Annotated in this window: 15 protein-coding genes; 10 read left to right on the top strand and 5 right to left on the bottom strand. The window is 67.9% G+C overall.

What is annotated here, in order from left to right; all coding sequences use genetic code 11:
• The coding region (locus tag E1287_RS17660) for an STAS domain-containing protein (protein ID WP_131966038.1) at positions 1 to 412 on the bottom strand (412 nt) is incomplete at its 3' end.
• 535 nt (positions 413 to 947) lie between these two features.
• Positions 948 to 1,202, bottom strand: coding sequence for a helix-turn-helix transcriptional regulator (locus E1287_RS17655; RefSeq protein WP_207934279.1), 255 nt, complete (start codon positions 1,200 to 1,202; stop codon positions 948 to 950).
• Between the two features lie 74 nt (positions 1,203 to 1,276).
• On the opposite strand from E1287_RS17655, the gene E1287_RS17650 reads away from it, so the two are divergent.
• From E1287_RS17650 to E1287_RS17620, 6 genes are all read left to right on the top strand, one after another.
• The gene (locus tag E1287_RS17650; RefSeq protein WP_131966037.1) at positions 1,277 to 2,170 is read left to right on the top strand and encodes an FAD-dependent oxidoreductase; all 894 of its coding nucleotides are present in this window, start codon (positions 1,277 to 1,279) and stop codon (positions 2,168 to 2,170) included.
• The gene (locus E1287_RS17645) at positions 2,170 to 3,381 is read left to right on the top strand and encodes an MFS transporter (protein ID WP_131966036.1); all 1,212 of its coding nucleotides are present in this window, start codon (positions 2,170 to 2,172) and stop codon (positions 3,379 to 3,381) included. Before E1287_RS17650 ends, E1287_RS17645 begins: the two co-directional genes overlap by 1 nt.
• Positions 3,382 to 3,788: 407 nt before the next feature.
• A complete protein-coding gene (locus E1287_RS17640; RefSeq protein WP_131966035.1) occupies positions 3,789 to 4,985 on the top strand; it encodes a hypothetical protein in 1,197 nt (398 codons plus the stop codon).
• 1,275 nt (positions 4,986 to 6,260) lie between these two features.
• A complete protein-coding gene (locus tag E1287_RS17630; RefSeq protein WP_207934278.1) occupies positions 6,261 to 6,584 on the top strand; it encodes an STAS domain-containing protein in 324 nt (107 codons plus the stop codon).
• Entirely contained in the window at positions 6,581 to 7,546 is a 966-nt protein-coding gene (locus E1287_RS17625) for a sensor histidine kinase (RefSeq protein ID WP_131966032.1), read from the top strand. Before E1287_RS17630 ends, E1287_RS17625 begins: the two co-directional genes overlap by 4 nt.
• A 518-nt stretch (positions 7,547 to 8,064) precedes the next feature.
• Positions 8,065 to 8,856, top strand: coding sequence for an SDR family oxidoreductase (locus E1287_RS17620; RefSeq protein ID WP_207934277.1), 792 nt, complete (start codon positions 8,065 to 8,067; stop codon positions 8,854 to 8,856).
• A 495-nt stretch (positions 8,857 to 9,351) separates the two neighbouring features.
• Here E1287_RS17620 and E1287_RS17615 read toward each other — a convergent pair whose 3' ends face one another.
• Positions 9,352 to 9,948 (bottom strand): hypothetical protein, encoded by a 597-nt coding sequence (locus tag E1287_RS17615; RefSeq protein WP_131966031.1) that lies wholly within the window; start codon positions 9,946 to 9,948, stop codon positions 9,352 to 9,354.
• Positions 9,949 to 10,765: 817 nt separating this feature from the next.
• On the bottom strand, positions 10,766 to 11,197 hold the full coding sequence (locus tag E1287_RS17605) for a hypothetical protein (protein ID WP_131966029.1): 432 nt from the start codon (positions 11,195 to 11,197) through the stop codon (positions 10,766 to 10,768).
• A 274-nt stretch (positions 11,198 to 11,471) separates the two neighbouring features.
• Between E1287_RS17605 and E1287_RS17600 the strand changes: the two genes are divergently transcribed.
• The 3 genes from E1287_RS17600 (at position 11,472) to E1287_RS17590 (ending at position 14,973) form a co-directional block, all read left to right on the top strand.
• The gene (locus E1287_RS17600; RefSeq protein ID WP_131966028.1) at positions 11,472 to 12,578 is read left to right on the top strand and encodes a phage tail assembly protein; all 1,107 of its coding nucleotides are present in this window, start codon (positions 11,472 to 11,474) and stop codon (positions 12,576 to 12,578) included.
• Between the two features lie 25 nt (positions 12,579 to 12,603).
• Positions 12,604 to 13,611 carry a glycoside hydrolase family 43 protein gene (locus E1287_RS17595; protein ID WP_131966027.1) on the top strand — a complete coding sequence of 336 codons (1,008 nt, stop codon included), beginning with the start codon at positions 12,604 to 12,606 and terminating at the stop codon, positions 13,609 to 13,611.
• 450 nt (positions 13,612 to 14,061) lie between these two features.
• Positions 14,062 to 14,973, top strand: coding sequence for an SDR family oxidoreductase (locus E1287_RS17590; protein ID WP_243719138.1), 912 nt, complete (start codon positions 14,062 to 14,064; stop codon positions 14,971 to 14,973).
• A 312-nt stretch (positions 14,974 to 15,285) separates the two neighbouring features.
• Here the strand turns inward: E1287_RS17590 and E1287_RS17580 are convergent, their stop codons facing one another.
• Entirely contained in the window at positions 15,286 to 16,191 is a 906-nt protein-coding gene (locus E1287_RS17580) for an EamA family transporter (protein WP_131966025.1), read from the bottom strand.
• Between the two features lie 73 nt (positions 16,192 to 16,264).
• Between E1287_RS17580 and E1287_RS17575 the strand changes: the two genes are divergently transcribed.
• Positions 16,265 to 17,260 (top strand): LysR family transcriptional regulator, encoded by a 996-nt coding sequence (locus E1287_RS17575; protein WP_131966024.1) that lies wholly within the window; start codon positions 16,265 to 16,267, stop codon positions 17,258 to 17,260.
• Positions 17,261 to 17,471: the final 211 nt, after the last annotated feature.

Raw genomic sequence — 17,471 nt, 5'->3', positions numbered from 1 at the left:
GGGTGAGGGCGTGCCTGAGGGTGGGGCTGATTGTGAGGTACTGGTCCAGGCCGGTGCGCTGCAGCAGCCGGCGGCACACTTCCGAAGGGCGGGAGACGACCAGGTTCCTGCGGCGAGCGTGGACGGCCTTCCAGACGGTGATCAGGGCGCCGAGGCCGGAGGAATCGCAGAAGCTGACCCGGTCCAGGTCCAGGATCACCCGGTCCGGGCGGCTCGGCGTGCCGGTGATGGTCAGGACGTGGTCGCGCAGCAGGTCGGCGGTGCGGTGGTAGAGCTCGCCGTCGATGTAGACGATCACGGCTCGGCCATGGTGCTCGGTGCGGATGCCTAGCCGGTTGGCAGATGCCGGGGCGGATTCGTCGGGTGAGGTCTCGGCCGGCTGGAGCAGGCTGGGAGTTCCGACGGTCAACACGATCTGTCACCTCCGCAGATGAGACGACGTGCTTACCCGCCAGGAAGACGATCATTACTCGCTGGCCGGATACGGCCGACGTCCCCGGTCATGGACCCATGTCCGGGGACGTCGAACGTCTGCAGCGGCCGCTCACACGGCCACTGACGGCCCGCGGTTCAGCCGTAGAATAGAGCGGCTCCGTCCCCGGCCTCACCATTCCGGCTTTTCAATGCCATGCCGGAGGTGGAGGTTTATCGCCATGAACTCCAGGCATATGTGAGCGCATGCTCAAATAGCAGCGAGTGAGCGTCAAGGAGCGATGGTGGTAACGCAAGCCAAGCTGAAGTCCCCCCACTCCGACGAGACCCTGGTATGCCATGCCGTTGCGTGTTGCCTCTATTGTCTTGGTGCTCGGCGCGCTAACAGTGTTCTTCTATTATGTGCTGCAGGTGACGCTTAGTTCTGTCCACGATCATGGGCAGGCTGGCGGTAATACAGATCCTGGGCGCTCGCTCCGCTTCTACCTTGACCGTCTCGCCCGAGAGGCAACGGTTCAGATCGGCGGGGCGGCGACGATCTCGTCGAGCGGAAAACCCAGAACTGCTGTGATCGGGAGAGGCAGCTCGAGGCTGGGTTTGCGCTGGCCTGATTCGAGGCGGGACAGGGTGCTTGTGGAGATTCCGGTGGCGCGAGCGAGGTCGGCCAGGCTGCGGTTCTTCTTCTCGCGGGGCGGCGCGTAGGCGCGGTGCGATGTGTTCGAACACGGCGCCGACGCTGGGCTGATCACCCACAGGGAGTAGTCAGCCAATCCGTCCCGGAAACGGCAACAAAAGTTGTCAATCCCGGTGCCTGGTTCGGATCCTCTCCGCGGAGGTGGTCCACATGGGTACAACGACAATCTCGTCGGGCGAACCGAACGTAGAACGGATCTGGGACAGCGTCATCGTCGGCGGCGGTGCCCCCGGAGCGCACATGCACGGGTATCTGCCCAGCGGCTTCCAGGCTGCCGGGCAGGAAGAACTCTTCGGTTATGGCGCCTCGATCGTGCAGGCGACCGTGGCCGAGGCGGAACGCGCCACCGATGGCACGTTCGTCCTGCGGCTCGCTGACGGGAGCATCGTTCGCGGCAGGTGGCTGCTCGTGGCCATGGGGCTGACCGATGAGCTGCCTGACATCCTCGGACTGACCGAGAGGTGGGCATCGGCGGTGCACCAGTGCCCTCACCGCCATGGCTACGACGTGGGCGACCACCAGATCGCGGTGATCGGCTCAACCGTGGGCGCGTGGTCGGTGCATCTGGCGGCCCTCATGCGCCGCCACAGCACCTCGGCGATGCTGTGCGTGAATGAAGCCGACCTCGAGGGGACCGAGCGACAGCGCCTGACGGCCTACGACGTGAACGTTCTCGACGTGCAAGAGGAGCGAGTCTCAACACGGGCACCGGCGCGTGACGGCGACCCGTCGGTCATCGTCGAGATGGACACCGGGACGTCTCTCAGATGTGAGGCCATCTTCGTCGCTCCCCGCCCGGTACCCCATGAGGCCATCTTGACCACGTCGGACGTTCAGGCTGATCCGGCGAGTGGCTTGGTCACCGTCGATGCTTCAGGGGCCATGAGCGTCGAGGGCTTGTGGGCGGCGGGGAACGTGGTCGATCAGCGCGCCCAGGTCGTCACGGCTGCCGGTGCCGGCTCCGGGGCGGGTATCGCGATGTCGAGCCGGCTGCTGGAAAGTGAACTGTCCGGGTCGGTCACGGCCTTCGGGGGTGAAGGCTGATGACCGGCACCACCACGGAGACGTCCCGCAAGTCCACGTCCAGCAGACTGCCTGCTGGTGTGTACTTGCTCGGGTTCTGCCTGTTCGCGATGGGAAGCGCGGAGTTCCTTCTGGCCGGTGTCCTCCCAGCGGTAGCAACTGACCTGGACGTATCACTTTCCTCAGCCGGATACTTGATCACCGCGTTCGCGCTTGGCGTCGTGATCGGCGGCCCACCGTTCGCCGTGCTCAGCCTGCATTGGCCACGACGCACCGCGCTGATGACCGCTCAGGGTGTCTTCGCGGCGAGCGTCGCTGCGGGATTGCTGGGCGACTACACGGTCCTTCTTCTCACCAGGGCGGTGGCAGGTGTCGCCTACGCCGGCTTCTTCGCCGTCGCAACGGTGACCGCCATCAGCCTCGTCCCTCCAGACCGCAACGCCCGCGCCTCGGGCGTTGTGATCAGCGGTCTCAGCATCGCCATGGTCGCCGGCGGCCCAACAGGCACTCTAATGAGCCACTTCACCCAGTGGCGAGGAGGGTTCTGGGCTGTTGTAGCCCTCACTGTCGTTGGCCTCCTCGGCTGCTTGCTCGCGATCCCGAACGCGAGCCCGAACCCCGGACGTGCCTCAATTGCAAAGCCCACGGTTTCGCAAGAACTGGCCAACATCCGCAACCCGAGGCTCTGGGGTATCTGGGCGATCACCATCCTCACTACCGCCGCTTACATGATCACCTACAATTACCTCGCCGCGATGCTCGCTGACGTCACTCGGCTGCTGGAAGCTTGGATCCCGGCGGTTCTCGCGCTCTTCGGGATCGGCGCCTTTATCGGCCTATCAGTCGGTGGCCGCATCTCTGACAGGCGGCCCCACGCCGCGCTGTTGTCCGGAGCCGTGGCCACAGCGGTCCTGTCAGCCGGGCTGGTGCTTGCCATCCAGCAGAGTTGGGCAGCGGCTCCTACCGTATTCCTGCTGGGCATTGCGGCCTTTGTGCTGAACCCGGCTATCTACGGCCGGGTGTTCGCACTCGCCGCGCACGCACCTACCCTGGCCGGCGCCACGACTGTCTCAGCGTTCCAACTGGGCATCAGCATCACCCCAGCTCTGGCAGGGATCGTCCTCACCCAGGGAGCTGGTCTCACCGCTGTCTGTGTGGTCGGAGCCGTCATCGCCGCCAGCGCTATTCCGCTGATCCTTTTCGACCGAGCACACGAGCGCCGGCGGCCATGACCCACTCGGACAGCCCGGTCCTGACGCCTTGGCTGCCAAAGCGTCCCAGGGAAATGAGGCACTCGGCGAGTTGCAGGCCAGAACAAAGCTGTGCCCACCCACGCGAATCGACTCACCCAGCCCCAATCCTAGGACCGGCTCAGGGTGCCCGCCCCGTCCGATCAAGCTGTGTCGCGGGTAGGGCCGACTTGAACCACCATCGGCCAGCATGATCCGAAGGGTGATGCCGTTCGCCTGAGCGCGTACGGCCGCACCTTTGATCGCCACGGTCACTCAACCGCAGCCACGTCCTTCTACGGAGGGAACCACTCAGAAACCGCTCTGTCCCTTGCTGCGTCTCTTTAGTAGGAGGCATTGCACCCACACGCCCCACTATCGTGTCGGGTGGGCTCTCATGGAGGCTGAAGGTGGGACAAGAGCGTTTCCAAGATCGCCGCGAGTTCTTCTACAGCACGTCAGCTCCTCCCTCCACTTGGAACCCTTTCATCCCGGCCACCCAGTATCTTCGCGAGAAATTGGATCGGCGATGGGTGCGGCGACGGATGAAGGGCCAGGTCGATGATCTGATGCGGCACACGCTGAAACTTCAGGAGGCGGCGGCACTTCCTGACCCGCTGGTGCCGGCCTTGCGGACCGCGCGGACCGCCATTCACAGTCTCCGTACCGAACTGGACGTATGGGGGCTCCTGGAGGTCAGACCAGGTCAATCGGGTGCGGCCGTTGAAGTGCTGCTGGAGCTCGACATCGTCAAAGAACTGGGCAGGCACGGCATTGGCCTGGCTCCGTCGATCGCTGAGCGCCTCAAGGAACTACGACGAAGGCTCCGTCGTGAACGAATCCAAAGCGCTCCGCTTCGCCGCGATGATGACGGTTCAGGTGGTGACGGTGGCGCTGGGCTGAAAGAGCTCCTGGACTTGGCCCTCACGGTGATCGATGAATTGCTTGAGGACGCCGATCCCGACGACACCCAGTGGCGTGAACGTGCCGGGCGCGTGCTGCACGCGGTCGTCGATCTGCTGTCGAATCTCGTCGTGGCAACCGCCGCAGTCGGCCTGACGGTACTCGCCGTCGATGACACCCTCAACAAGGAAGTCACCAAGAAGGTCATTGAAATCCTCACCGGCATGATCGGGTTGGAGGTTGTCCGGGCGGCAAGATCGAAGACGGCGGCCCCTGACATCGCTGCTGTTCTCCATGCGGCTGACAGTGGAGTCCGCACCGAGGCCCGGAACCTGCTCACGGTCACGCGACGGATCAGCTCCCAGCGGGGTCGTCCCAGCCACGATCATCTAAAGGCCAAGAAGGCGTTGGCTTGCCTGAGAGGGCATGTCTTCACCGTGGAACGGCTGCTGGAACTCGGAGACACCGACCACTGGCCCGAGTCCGATGGGTACCTCGAAGTCTGTAAGAGACTTAACGAGCTCGCGCGGGAGGCCGTCGACTCGCTGAAGGACACCTCGACCATCGGCCGATGGCGCATGCGCCGAGGGGTTATGGCGAAGCTCGACCGGGCGGTTGTCGAGCTGGCCACCTTCCAAGTTCCCGACACTCTTCCACCATGGCTTCCAAGCCGGATATTCGCGGACGGCCGACCCCAATCGTGATCCCGCCCCCAGGCAGGCTCGTACCGCGACACGCCACGCCTCTCGACGTCACTTGAGGACGGCGTCGCTTGGCTGCGAGACCCATGCGACGGCTGATCTGACGGCGAAGAGCGCTCTCGGCTCCGCCTCCTGTCCGGGCCCCTCGCCCGATGGCACGTCGAGTCGTGACTGAGGGGCTCAACCTGACGACCGCTCTGGCGCTGCTCGTAGCGATCCACGTCGCGCGCCGAAGACCGCCGATCACGGCGGATGCCGGACGGCCAGTGTCGTTGAGGACTGGCCAGGGCGGCGATGGGGGGTGAACCAGAGGGGTTGGGTGCCGCCGCGTGTGTAATCGACGGCTATCTCGTCGCCGAGGCTGATCTGCCGGGTGGCGATAGCGCCCCGTAGGGTCCGGCCTGTGTCTGTGCCGCCCAGGTCCCGGACGCGGCCGCGGATCGACTGCGCGACGCCGAGCCGTCCGTCCGCCGTCGCCTCGTGCCGTCCGCTTCGCGGTCGCCTTGGCGCTGGTCGCTGTGGTCGCGGGCGCCGCCTTGGGCGCGTTGCCGCCCTCCTCGGTTCCCCTGGATCGGACGGCTGCTGCCCGAGGCGGTGATCGAGCAGGGCCGACCGCGACTGTCGCAGGTCAATTTCTGTGACTCCTCGCGGGTCGATGGGATCGTCCGGCTGCGCAGCGCGCGAGTACCCGCTAGTGCCGACGTATTGCTGCGGCCGCCGTGACCGCGGGTGGGCAGGCTGCTGACCAGGACCGGAGTCGTTAGGCATGTGCGTGTATGCGAGGCACTCCCGACCGCCCAGGCGTGAACGTCCTACACCATCACCCGCAACGTGGTCCCGCGAACCGCTCACCGGCGGGTTCCGGCCCTTCGTCGCCGCGCACCACCGCCAGGTGTTCCCTCGTCCGGTGCTCGTCCGCTCACGGTGATCCCTCGCCCGGCGACGGCCAGTCGCTGGTGCCGCCATTCCAGCCGTCACCTCCCGCCAGACACTGGCCACCTGGCGTCCGGCCACCTGGCGCTGGTCGCCCGGTGAGGCACTGCCCTAGGTGCTGGGACGGGCGCGCCGGGTTGTGCGCGTATTCGCAGCGGCCTCCCGAATATCAAGGGTCGTGCCGGTGTGGGCGGGCGATCTGTGGGCATAACAGGGCGTCAACTAGGCCCGGCTGCGGTTCGTCCAGGTAGGCCGGGGAGGCAGGGAGAGGCGGTGGTGCGCGATGGCCGTCCTTGGCAGGCCCGCCGGTTGGGGCGGGGGCGGGGCCACGGGAGTGTGGGACCGGTGACCCGTCTGGTTCTGGAGCCGCTGACGGGTCGTCCCGGGCTGAAGGTCACCGGCGAAATCAACATCAGCAATCGGACGGTGTGGACTGGCACACTGGAGAAGCTGGCGTCGGTGAAGCTGGCGGTGGCGGAGCCAGACATCCATCTGGAGCTGTCAGGCCTGCGCATGGTGGACGCGGGCGGCGCCGCGGCCGTGGCCGCGACCGCGCAGCGGCTGACCCCGCGCGGCCGTGTGGTGCTCCACGATCCGCCCCCGGCACTGTGCCGGATCCTTGACCTACTGTGGCCGGAGGCGGCGGGAATCGAGGTGGCCCGGCGATGAACGCCCCCAACCATCCAGAACCACAGACGCACGGCGACGCAATCGCCGACCCCTTCCATCACCCCGCGTTGTTCTACCGGAGCCGCGCCGACTACATGGCCGGCACCGTGCCGTTCCTGGAAGACGGTCTGGCCGCGGGGGAGCCGGTCGCCGCCGCGGTGCCCGAGCCCAACCTCGCGCTGCTGCGCAACGAGCTCGGTGCCGCCGCCGACCAGGTGATGCTGCTGGACATGGGGGAGGCGGGCCGCAACCCGGGCCGGATCATCCCCGGTGTGCTGCGCGCGTTCGCCGACACCCACCCCGGCCGACGGGTGCGGATCATCGGCGAGCCGATCTGGCCGGACCGCAGCACTACCGAATACCCCGCGTGCCTGCAGCATGAGGCGTTGATCAACCACGCCTTCACCGGACGACACGCGACGATCTTGTGCCCCTATGACGCCGAGGCGCTGGCCCCGCAGATCCTGGCCGACGCCGCCGCCACACACCCGGTCCTGGCCGACGTCGACGGCGAACGTGCCAGCGACCGGTACGCGGCCGACGAAGTCGTCCGCGCCACCAACCAGCCGCTCCCCGCGCCCGCCGACACCCAGATCACCGAGCTGGACTACGATTCTGCGTCCTTGGACACGGCCCGGGAGCTGGTCATTCGGCACGCCAGACGCGCCGGTCTGCCAGCCGATCGGGTCCTAGACGCCGAACTCGCCGTCAACGAGCTGACCGCCAACACCCTGATGCACGGCGGCGGCCACGGAACCCTGCGGATCTGGACCGAACCGCAGCACTTGATCTGCCAGACCACCGACCACGGTCATATCTCTGACCCACTGGCCGGTCGCCGTCCCGTCCCTTCTGACAGTCCCGGCGGGCGCGGCCTGCTGCTGATCAACCAGCTCGCCGACCTCACCCGAATGCACACAAGGCCCGGCTCGACCACCATCCGGCTCTACTTCCAACGCTGACCGGCATTTCAGCACGAAGCGACCCCGTCCCGGCACGCCTTGCCCCGGCTGCGACATGCTGCGAGACACCACCGCACATACCAGAACTACGCCCTAATCATCGCTGGACGACACAGGACCACTCTCGCCTTCTCGATCGTGCTCCAAGCCTGGCGAGGCGAGGGGCACCTTTAGTGAATCTGGATGTGGCGACCGCCCCCGGCGTCGACTCTTCGTGTTGCTGAGCTTCGTCGCTGGTCACGAAGTGGCCCTGGCGCGCTTACCGCTGACCTCGACAGCGAGCCCATTCAATCCTGATCTTGCTGGTTACAGGTTTAACCGGCACCACGCCGAGGTTCGTGCTCGGGCGAACGCGGCGCTGCGCCCCTTAAGCAATGGCACATCCTGCGCACGGCCCGCTGCTCACCCAGCCGCCTGACCGCGCTCGTGGCGGCCATCCTCACCCTCCACCCCCCGGCCGGTTAAGGTCGGAATCACCTCAGTGATGGTGGACACCGGACTGCGCGACAACGGGAGTCATGAGCATGCTGGAGAACAAGAACGCCATCATCTACGGCGGGGGTGGCTCGCTTGGTGGCGGTATCGCCAAGGCATTCGCCCGTAACGGGGCGAAAGTCTTCCTGACCGGGCGGACCCGCGACAAGCTCGACGCGGTGGCCGGAGAGATCACCGATGCCGGTGGCACCGCTGAAGTGGCCGTGGTCGACGCCCTGGACGAGCGGGCAGTGGACGAGCACGCCAACAGCGTTGTCGCCGCGGCAGGCGGCATCGATGTGTCCCTGAACGTCATCACGCGCGGGGATGTGCAGGGGATCCCATTGGCCGAGATGACCACCGCCGACTTCACCCGCGCCATCACCACCGGGGTGACGACGAACTTCATCACCGCGCGGGCTGCGGCACGGCACATGATCGAAAAGGGATCCGGCGTGATACTGGCGTTGAACAGCGGCTCGGCCCACGGCAGCCCGATGATGGGCAACACAGGACCGGCCGACGCGGCGATCGACACCTTCATCCGCAATCTCGCGGCTGAGGTCGGGCCGCACGGTGTCCGCGCTCTTGGCATGTGGGTGGCCGGAGTCCCCGACACCTTGTCGCGGGAAAAGCTCTGGACGGCCGACCACAACCTGAACCTCGCCGATGAAGGGGCCTTTCAGGGACTTCTCACTCAGTTGGATGAGATGCGGATGCTTCGCCGCTCACCGCGACTGGCCGACATCGCGGAGCTGGCCGCGTTCCTGGCCTCCGACAAGGCCGGCGCCGTGACCGGTTCCTTCGTCAACGCCACCGGAATGTTCCCCAGCTAACACACGAGAAGTCCCGCGGCGACCCGGTGGCCGCCCCGCGGTGCGGGCGACGCACCCGGTGCAGAACGGCTGGCTGAACGCGGATTCAACGGCGCTCGCGGGCCCGATCTCCGTGACCCGGAGGGCAGCGTCTTCCGCATCTTGACCTTCGCTCGCGGTAATCGGTCGTGGTGATGCGCATGGTGGCTATGACGTTCGTAAATGGCCCGGCAGGGTTCGCCCCCGGCCTTACTTGACCTTTGGAGCCTGTGCTCAAAGCCCGACGATCTGCTGCGGGCGGGGTTGTTGTGGTGCGGTCCGGTGTTGTCGGGGGAAGCCTGTTGCGTGAGCCGGGTCCCCGGAAAGTGCGCGGTGTGCGGTGCGCGGTTGCCGGTGGGGTCGTCGCCGCCCTCCTCGACCAGGTAAAGCGGGATGAACTCGGCCGCTAGTCCTCCACGACTCACCAAGGCCCGCCTGAGCATCTGGCGGGGAAGGCGGCGACGGCCGGAGATGTGATCAGTTGCGCTGGCAGAAGCTGGCCTGGGTGGCGTCGGCGTGGCGGCCTTCGGCGTCGTAGACCGAGACCGAGACGTGGGTGTCCTGGTACGGATCGCATCTGCCGCTGATGGAGACGTGGTTGTTGGCGTAGTCGTTGGTGCGGCGAGCCTGCGAGCCGTTGGAACTGACCTGGACCTCGTCGGGGTCGGTGCCGCCCTCCCAGAAGAGGTCGCAATAGAAGGGGTTGCCGTAGAGGTCGTCGGCGTAGCAGAAGAACCCGCTGATCCGCGGGGGCGGCGCCGTGCTGCCCGGGCACGTGACTTGCGTGTCCCCGACGCTGGGAATGAGGTCGTCGGCCAAGTGGAGCGTCAGCCCGATCACGAACGTCTGGCCGGGTTTGCAGCTCACCAGGATCTGCCGGATGTCGTCGAACTGAGGAAGGGGGTCACCATCCCTCGTCCATTCGATGGACTCGACCGGCCGATTGTCGAATTCCGCAGGGACGGCGCAAACGACATCGGGGGTGTTTGTCAACGCCGGTCTGCACACGGGGTCGGACGCGTGGGCGGCGCTCGCTCCGAACAGCAAACCTCCCAGCACTGCGGTCAGCAGCACGAAGACAGCGCCCAATCGTCGTCGCATCTGATCTCCTCATCAGGTAGACACTGATCGAATGAGTGGCCCGCGCGCGGACTACTCAAGACTCAGGTAATTCGCGCACGGGCGCCCTGCGGATGACCGGTTCCGTGACGAAGGCCCGCTCTTGTTTGCGGGACGGAGTTCGCGCCGGTGCGGGTGTTGGCGGCGTGGCTGAGCACGTTCACGCTTGAGGGAACCGAGGGCGAGTCGCGGCGGTGCCCGGGGTGCGGGAACTGGCTTCCGGGCTGGTTGCGACGGGATGCGCGCTTTTGTAGTGCGGCGTGCCGGGCTCGGCATTGGCGGTGGGTGCGGCGGAGCCGGGCCTGGGTGGCGGTGATTCTGCACAGCTCGCCGGCGACCCGGGCGGTGTGTCCGGAGTGGAACCGGTTGGGTGGTCGGGGGCTGTCAATGGCGGTGGTGGTGGAGCGGGTCGTGCCGGAGGTTGTGGCCGGTGTGCTGATCACGCGCAGCCTGTCGCCCGCCGGTTTGAATCGACCCCGAAATGCGTGCCCTTCAGCGCGACGATGAGGGGAGCGTGCGGAGGGCGGCTTTCACGTCCTCCGCACGCTCTTCGTGCATCGGGCGCCGGGGACGGGTCATCGCCCGGCGGCTGGTCGCAGATGGTGACTCCAGTGGATGACCTGCCGGTACCGCCGGACGACCGCAGCAGGACTTCGCCATCCGCTCGCGCCCGCGCCCCGTTCATGTGCCCCGGCAAATCGAGCGCTCCCCTGACCGCCCGGGCGGTCAGGGGAGCGAACCCCGGAAGCGAACCCCGGAAGCGGGCTTACGCTCAACCCTCGCCGTAGACGCCGAAGCCCGTCAGGTGACCGGCGCCCTCACAGTTGCCGCCGAACCTCCAGTACCCGGGGCCCTGCTTCGGGCCATAGCGCGTGCTGCCGTCGCTGCACTTGGTGTAGGCGCCGTACTGGCCGGAGTGGATGCGCACGTTGGCGCTCCAGGACATGTTGTCGTGCCAGACACTGTCGTAGGTGTAGCCCTTCAGAACGATGCGCTTGGAGGCGCTCTGGCCCTTCAGGGACTTCATGCCGGGCAGGGTCTGGCGGTCCTTGAGGACCTTGGTCGTGCCCTGGGTGGCGGCGGGCTCGGGCTTGGCGGTCGCCGTGGCGTCGGCGCCGGCCGCGGCGCCCATGGCGCCCAGGGCCAGCAGGCCGGCGGCGGCGGTGGCCAGCACAGTGCTGGCTGCTTTCGCGGTGGTGTGCATGGTTCTCCCATCCGTCTCGCTGCTTCTGGCGGCGAGACTCATGTGTTCGGCTGCCTCTGTTCTTGCGGTGTGGGCGGGTCTGCTCACCGTCGGTGACTGTCGCGGTGCGACGGCGGCCGACCGGTGCCCTGGGAAGAGGAAAACCCGCTGGTGAGGGTGTCCAACAGGGCGTCGGACGGGCTCGTCCGGCTTCGTCCGGGCCGTGGCTGGGCTCGGACGGCGGGCGGCCAACTCTGGACACGCATAGTCACTGACCGGACACGTACGGACATGATTGAGGGATAATCGGCGTCAGGACAGCCGAGAAACTCAAGCGCAGAGGTCTGGCGTGACGATCAGTGATGATCCAGAAGCCTTCCGGGCCGTACGCCGGTCCGAGCTGGACGCGGTGACGTGCGGAGAGGAACTGGCGAGGCTGCTGGCCGAGCAGTACGCGCGGGCCGATGTGTCGCTGCGGGAGCTGGAGCTGCGGTCGAACAAGGCGGGCGGGACCCGGCTGGCGCGGGCCACCTGTTCGGACATGCTGGCCGGACGCAGGTTCCCCAAGAAGGCGGTGATGGTGGCGTTCCTGCGGGCATGTCAGGTGCCCGAGGAGCAGCTCGCCGACTGGGCGCGGGCATGGGAAAGGGTGAGAATCGCCCAGCTCCCCACCGCGCCGGTCTCCACCGCGCCGGTCTCGACCACGCAGGTGTCAGTGGCGCAACTGTCCAGCACGGAGCCGGGCGGGCCCGTCCTTGAGCACTCGTCCGGCGAGCTCACGGGCGGCAGCGCAATCGCCGGCCAGAACACGCAGCCAGTCATGGACAAGCCCGTCCGCGGGCGGAAACCTGTTCGGCGACGCATCGGACTATTGGTCGGGCTGATCGCCGCCACTGTTCTGGCCACCGCCATCGGCCTTTTGGCGTTCGCCGATCCAGGCTCCCCTCCCCGACGCCTGACCGACGACGGTCGCGCGTTCAGCAGCGGCGGGTCGAGCCAATTCATCGTGGCCGTCGATCCCGCCCATACAGAAATAAGGCTGACTCGCCGTCTGGACGCCATCATCGCGGGGCAGACCGCCACCATCACCGTGAACGGGGCCTTAGCCGCGGTATGGCAACCCCTGCACGGGGGGCCTCGGGTCTGGAAAAACCAGAGCGTCGTCCTCCCCTCCGTGCTGACCGTGGGGCGCCGCCAGCTCACGATCACCAACACGTTCGTGTCCTCGGAATTGGACTTCAACGAGTTCACCTACTTCGTCGACCAGAAGATCGACGGTGACTGGTCCCGGGCCGACACCGTCAATGTCGGCACAGAGCACGCGGGCAGTGAAGCCGCACATCACTACCGCATCACCAACCAGACCTGGGTCGGAACGCGCGACCTCAACTACCTGAGATGAAGCCATCCGACCACGGTTCGCGCCCGTGCCCGGTGCACCTGGCGCGGCGCGCGAACGGCGTGGTGTGATGCGGTCTTCTGGACGTGCCGTCCTGCTGACCGCCACGCTGACGACGGTCATGGCGCAGGTCGGCCCGGTTCTGGCGGCGGTCGCGGCACGTCCCAGGGCCGTCATCGCCACCGATTTCCCAGACCCGGACGTGATCCAGGCCGGGTCTACCGTCTTTGCGTACTCCACCAGCAGTCCGGCAGGCACGGTTCCGGTCGCCAGTGCGCCGTCGGCCTCCGGACCGTGGACCATACGCCGGGACGCCCTGCCCACCCGGCCGTCCTGGGCGGCGGAAGAAGGCGGTTTCTGGGCGCCGGACGTCTCCCGGCGCGCGGACGGCCAATACCTCATGTACTTCACGGCCCCGAGCGCCGCGACCACGCCCACGCGCATGTGCATCGGCGCCGCGCTCGCGTCCGGACCGCTCGGCCCGTTCCGGCCCATCGGCAACGGCCCCCTCGTCTGCGACCCGAGCGAGGGCGGCGACATCGACCCGGCGAGCTTCGTCGACACCGGCGGAAAGAGATACCTGCTCTACAAGAACGACGGGAACGCGCTGAACAACGGCCCCCCGTCGATCATCTGGCTGCAGGAGGTACAGGCCGACGGGATCACCTTCGTCGGCCCCCGCAAGGAACTGATCCGCAACGATCGCGCTGACGAGAGTGGCGTGATCGAAGCACCTGTGCTGATCAAACGCCCCACGCAGTACGTGCTCTTCTACTCGGGCGGCCCATACTGCGGCGACACCTACTTTACCGGCTACGCCGTGTCCCCCTCGCTCACGGGACCCTTCAGCAAGTCCGTCCAGCCCCTGATGACGACCGAAACCCTCGACGGCGCGGTGCGGGGCCCCGGCGGCGCCGACGTGCTCGGCGAGCGCGTCTTCTTTCACGGCTGGGTGGGGGAGTGCCCTGGAAACGGCGCACGCTGGACCTACATGGCCAACCTCGGCTGGACGAACGACCACCCAGAGCTGCGATGAAACCGACCAGCCGCTTGATCAGGGTCGAGGAGATCGCGCAGACCACGACGGCGTCGCGGGGATCAGCCGGTACGCCGAGCGGTGCCCTGTGTCCATGGTGACGGGGAGCGATGTCCGCGAGCAGGCCGAGTGCGGCGGCTGAGGACGAGTCCGGCTCGGCGTTGAACACGATGAGGCGAAGGTGCTGCTGGACGGTGATCGTCGGCTACGCGCGACTGCCCAGCCTCGGCATGACGACGCCGCGCCGGGGACGACCTGCTGGAGACCCAGAATTCGGTCGTACTCCGCGGCCGCCCCGCAAGTCGTCGTATTCGGTTAGCAACGTGAAGGTCGACGTCTACTACGACGCGCGAGTCACGACCGCCAGTTTGGTGTGAGGCCGTAGGGGAAACCCGGACACAACCAGTAATGGGGCCAGGTTTCGCCGCAGACGTCAGGAGGTTGTCGTACGTGGAGCACGACCGGAAAGAACCCGGCACGGACTCGCAGACCCTCTCGGAACCCACGCCGCCCTACCCCAAGCAGCGGCAGGAGCCTCCCGGCAGCGAGCAGCAGGTCGAGCCGAGGCCGCGCTACCAGGCGCGACGCTACCGCGCGGCGGACAAGCTCCGCGACAAGGTAGCGCTGATCACGGGCGGCGACTCGGGTATCGGCCGGGCGGTGGCGGTGCTCTATGCGCGTGAGGGCGCCGACGTCGCCATCGTGTACCTGCCCGAGGAGCAACCGGACGCGGAAGAGACCCGTCGCGCAGTGGAGGCCGAAGGCCGCAAGTGCCTGCTGCTGTCCGGCGACCTGGCCGACGCGTCGTTCTGCCGCGAAGTCGTCGAGCGGACGGTGCAGGAACTGGGTGGCCTGAACATCCTGGTGAACAACGCCGCACACCTGAACAGCCAACTGGACCTGTCGCAACTCTCCTTCGAGGACTGGGATCGGTCCTTCAAGGTGAACACCTACGCGTACTTCCATCTCGTGCAAGCTGCGCGCCCGCATCTGAAGGCGGGTGACGCCATCATCGCGACCGCCTCGGAGGAAGCGCTCAAGGGTAGCGACACGATGATCGACTACGCCGCCAGCAAGGCCGCGCTGATCAACTTCACCAAGTCGATCGCCTTTCACCTGGCCAAGGACGGCATCCGCGCGAACGTGGTAGCACCAGGCCCCACCTGGACCGTGCTCAACATCGCCGACCAGAACATGCCGCAGGAAGGCCTCGCCCAGCTCGGCAGCGAGGGCCCGATGGGACGCGTGGGACAGCCAGAGGAAATGGCGCCGGCGTACGTATACCTGGCCTCGGAGGCGGACTCCAGCTACACCGTGGGCGAGATCATCGGCGTCACCGGAGGCTTGACCACCACCCGCTGACGCCAGTCCAGCGACAGAGCTGGGGTTGCTGCAGGCCGGCGGGTATCCGGCGTCCCGCCGGGGTTCCTGGGCAGCCTGGACGCATCCCGGCCGTTCGTCCCGCAACGCTCGACTGGCGGCCACCCCGCCGCTGCTCCCGCTACCAGCTGCGCGCCTGACGCAGCGGGCCGCGACCTGGTCGATCAGGGCACGGCGCCTGAGGCGGCCTGCCGCACGGTACTGGAAGACCAGCTCACCGAAGCCCAGCGCATCAACGCCCAGCTCCAGCAGCTCATCGACGCCGACGCCGGACGGGATATCGGCGACCAGCGCTCAAGCATTCTTGGCTGACCGGCGCCGTGAGCTGCCGTTCCACGCGCCGAGGGAGGCGCCCGCGCAGGCGGTGCAGACGCAGCCGATCGCCGTCCAGCCGGACCACGTAAGGTGCTCGCCGAGCAGGACGAGGCCGGCGACCGCGCCCGCGGCGGGTTCGAGGCTCACCAGCACGGCGACCACGCCTTCGGGCAGGCGGCGCAGCGCCGCCATGTCGAGCGACCACGGGACGACCGCGGACAGGACGGCGACGCCGAGCCCGGCCGCGAGCAGGCCAGGCCGCGTCAGTTCGTGTCCGGCGAGCGGCGCCAGCGGGAGGGTGAGCAGGGCCGCGAAGGCGACCCCCCAGGCCAGCGGCGCGCCGTCCACCGCACTCGCCCCGGCGCGCTTGTTGAGGACGAGGTAGGCCGCCATGCAGGCACCCGATCCGAGGGCGAACGCGGCTCCGCTGAGGGAGAGCGAGCTGCCCGACGGGCCGTGCAGGAGCAGCACGCCCGCGCCCGCGACCGCGGCCCACAGCAGGTCGCGCCTCCGGCGCGCACGCAGCAGCGCGAGCGTCAGCGGGCCGAGGTACTGCAACGCCGAGGCGACCCCGACCGGCAGCCGCTCCAGCGCCGGGAATATGAGGTGCATTCCGGCGATGGCCGTGCCGAGCGCGGCGGCCAGGCCGAACGATTCCCCGCGCGGCAGTCGGGGACGCCAGAGCAGGAGCAGGACCAGCGCGGCGAACCCCAGCCGGAGCGCTACCACACCAGCCGGTCCGGCTGTCGCGAACAGTCCCTTCCCGCAGGCCATCCCGACCTGTATCGAGACCACGCTGCCAAGGACCAGCGCCGGGGCCGGGACGCGGGGCGGCCCGCCCTCCCCGCCGCCTGGGCGAGCGGGCGCGTCCGTGGTCGTCGTCATACGGCCAGTCTGCGATCACTCGATCATTCGGGTCCATCGAAAGATTCCGAATAGAACCGTGTTGAATGGTCGTATGATCGATCCTCGTCTCCGGACGCTCCGGGTCCTGGCCGAGTGCGGCACGGTCACGGCCGCCGCCGAGGCGCTGCACCTCACCCCTTCGACCGTGTCGCAGCAGCTCCGCCAGCTCGCCCGCGACCTCGGCGTGGACCTGCTGCAGGCGCAGGGACGGCGGGTGCGGCTCACACCGGCGGCGCGCACGGTCCTACGCCACGCCGACGTCCTGCACGCCCAGTGGGAGCAGGCCCGCGCCGATCTGGCCGAGCACCGGGAGGGGACGTCCGGACAGGTCCGGTTCTGCAGCGTCTCCAGCGCCTTGGCGGCGCTCGTCGCGCCCGCTGCCGCGATGCTTCGGCAGGAGCACCCGCGCCTCACCGTCCACATGAGCGAGAGGGAGAGCGACGACGCCGCCCAGCTCCTCCTGGCCCGGCGCGCCGACATCGCGGTCTTCATCCCGAGCGCGCACACGCCCGCGCCCGGTGACACGCGCTTCGGCCAGTGGCCTCTGCTGGCCGAGCCGCAGGACCTGCTCGTCCCAGCCGGACACCGCCTCGCCGCCGCCGGCGCGGCACGGCTCGCCGACGCCGCGGGCGAGCCCTGGATCGGCTCACCGGAACGCTCCGACCAGCACCAGTTGATGCTCGCCTCGTGCTCCGCCGCCGGGTTCGCGCCGCAGATCGTCCACGAGGCCTACGAGTGGTTCGCGGTCTCGGCGCTGGTCGCCCACGGGTTCGGGGTCGGCCTGGTGCCGCGGCTCGCGCCGCTGCCACCCGACGATGGGACCGTCCGCGTGCCGCTGCTGGGCGAGGTGGTGCCGGTGCGCCGCATCGTCACTTGCGTCCGCCGGGGCAGCGAACGCCAGCCACCGATCGCCCACGGCCTCAAAGCGCTCCAGGACGCCGCACGTGAACACTCGGGCCCAGCCGGCACCGGAACCGCTACACCACCGGCGACCACGCACTTTCATGACCACCTCGATCAGTCACCAGAAGGCGCGACAGGTGATTGAAGAAATGTGTGCCCGACTGCGGACGGCGACGGCGAGGTGCGTGCTGCAGCAGCGCGACAACTGGCAAGCCGCCGCGCCAAGGAGGCGTGCCGATTTGCGCGATGCCCTCGTGCGCGAGGGATGGCGGTCCCCCGTCGGGGTACGCCGCCGCTGGTCCCCTCCTCGGCCCTCCTGGCCGGACATCGCAGCGCTCCTCTGATCCGGCTGGACG

Origin of the sequence: Actinomadura sp. KC06 (assembly GCF_004348735.1) — a bacterium.
In the GTDB taxonomy this organism is placed as follows: domain Bacteria; phylum Actinomycetota; class Actinomycetes; order Streptosporangiales; family Streptosporangiaceae; genus Spirillospora.
The sequence above is the reverse complement of the archived record's forward strand: the minus strand, read 5'-3'. Positions and strand labels throughout refer to the sequence as shown.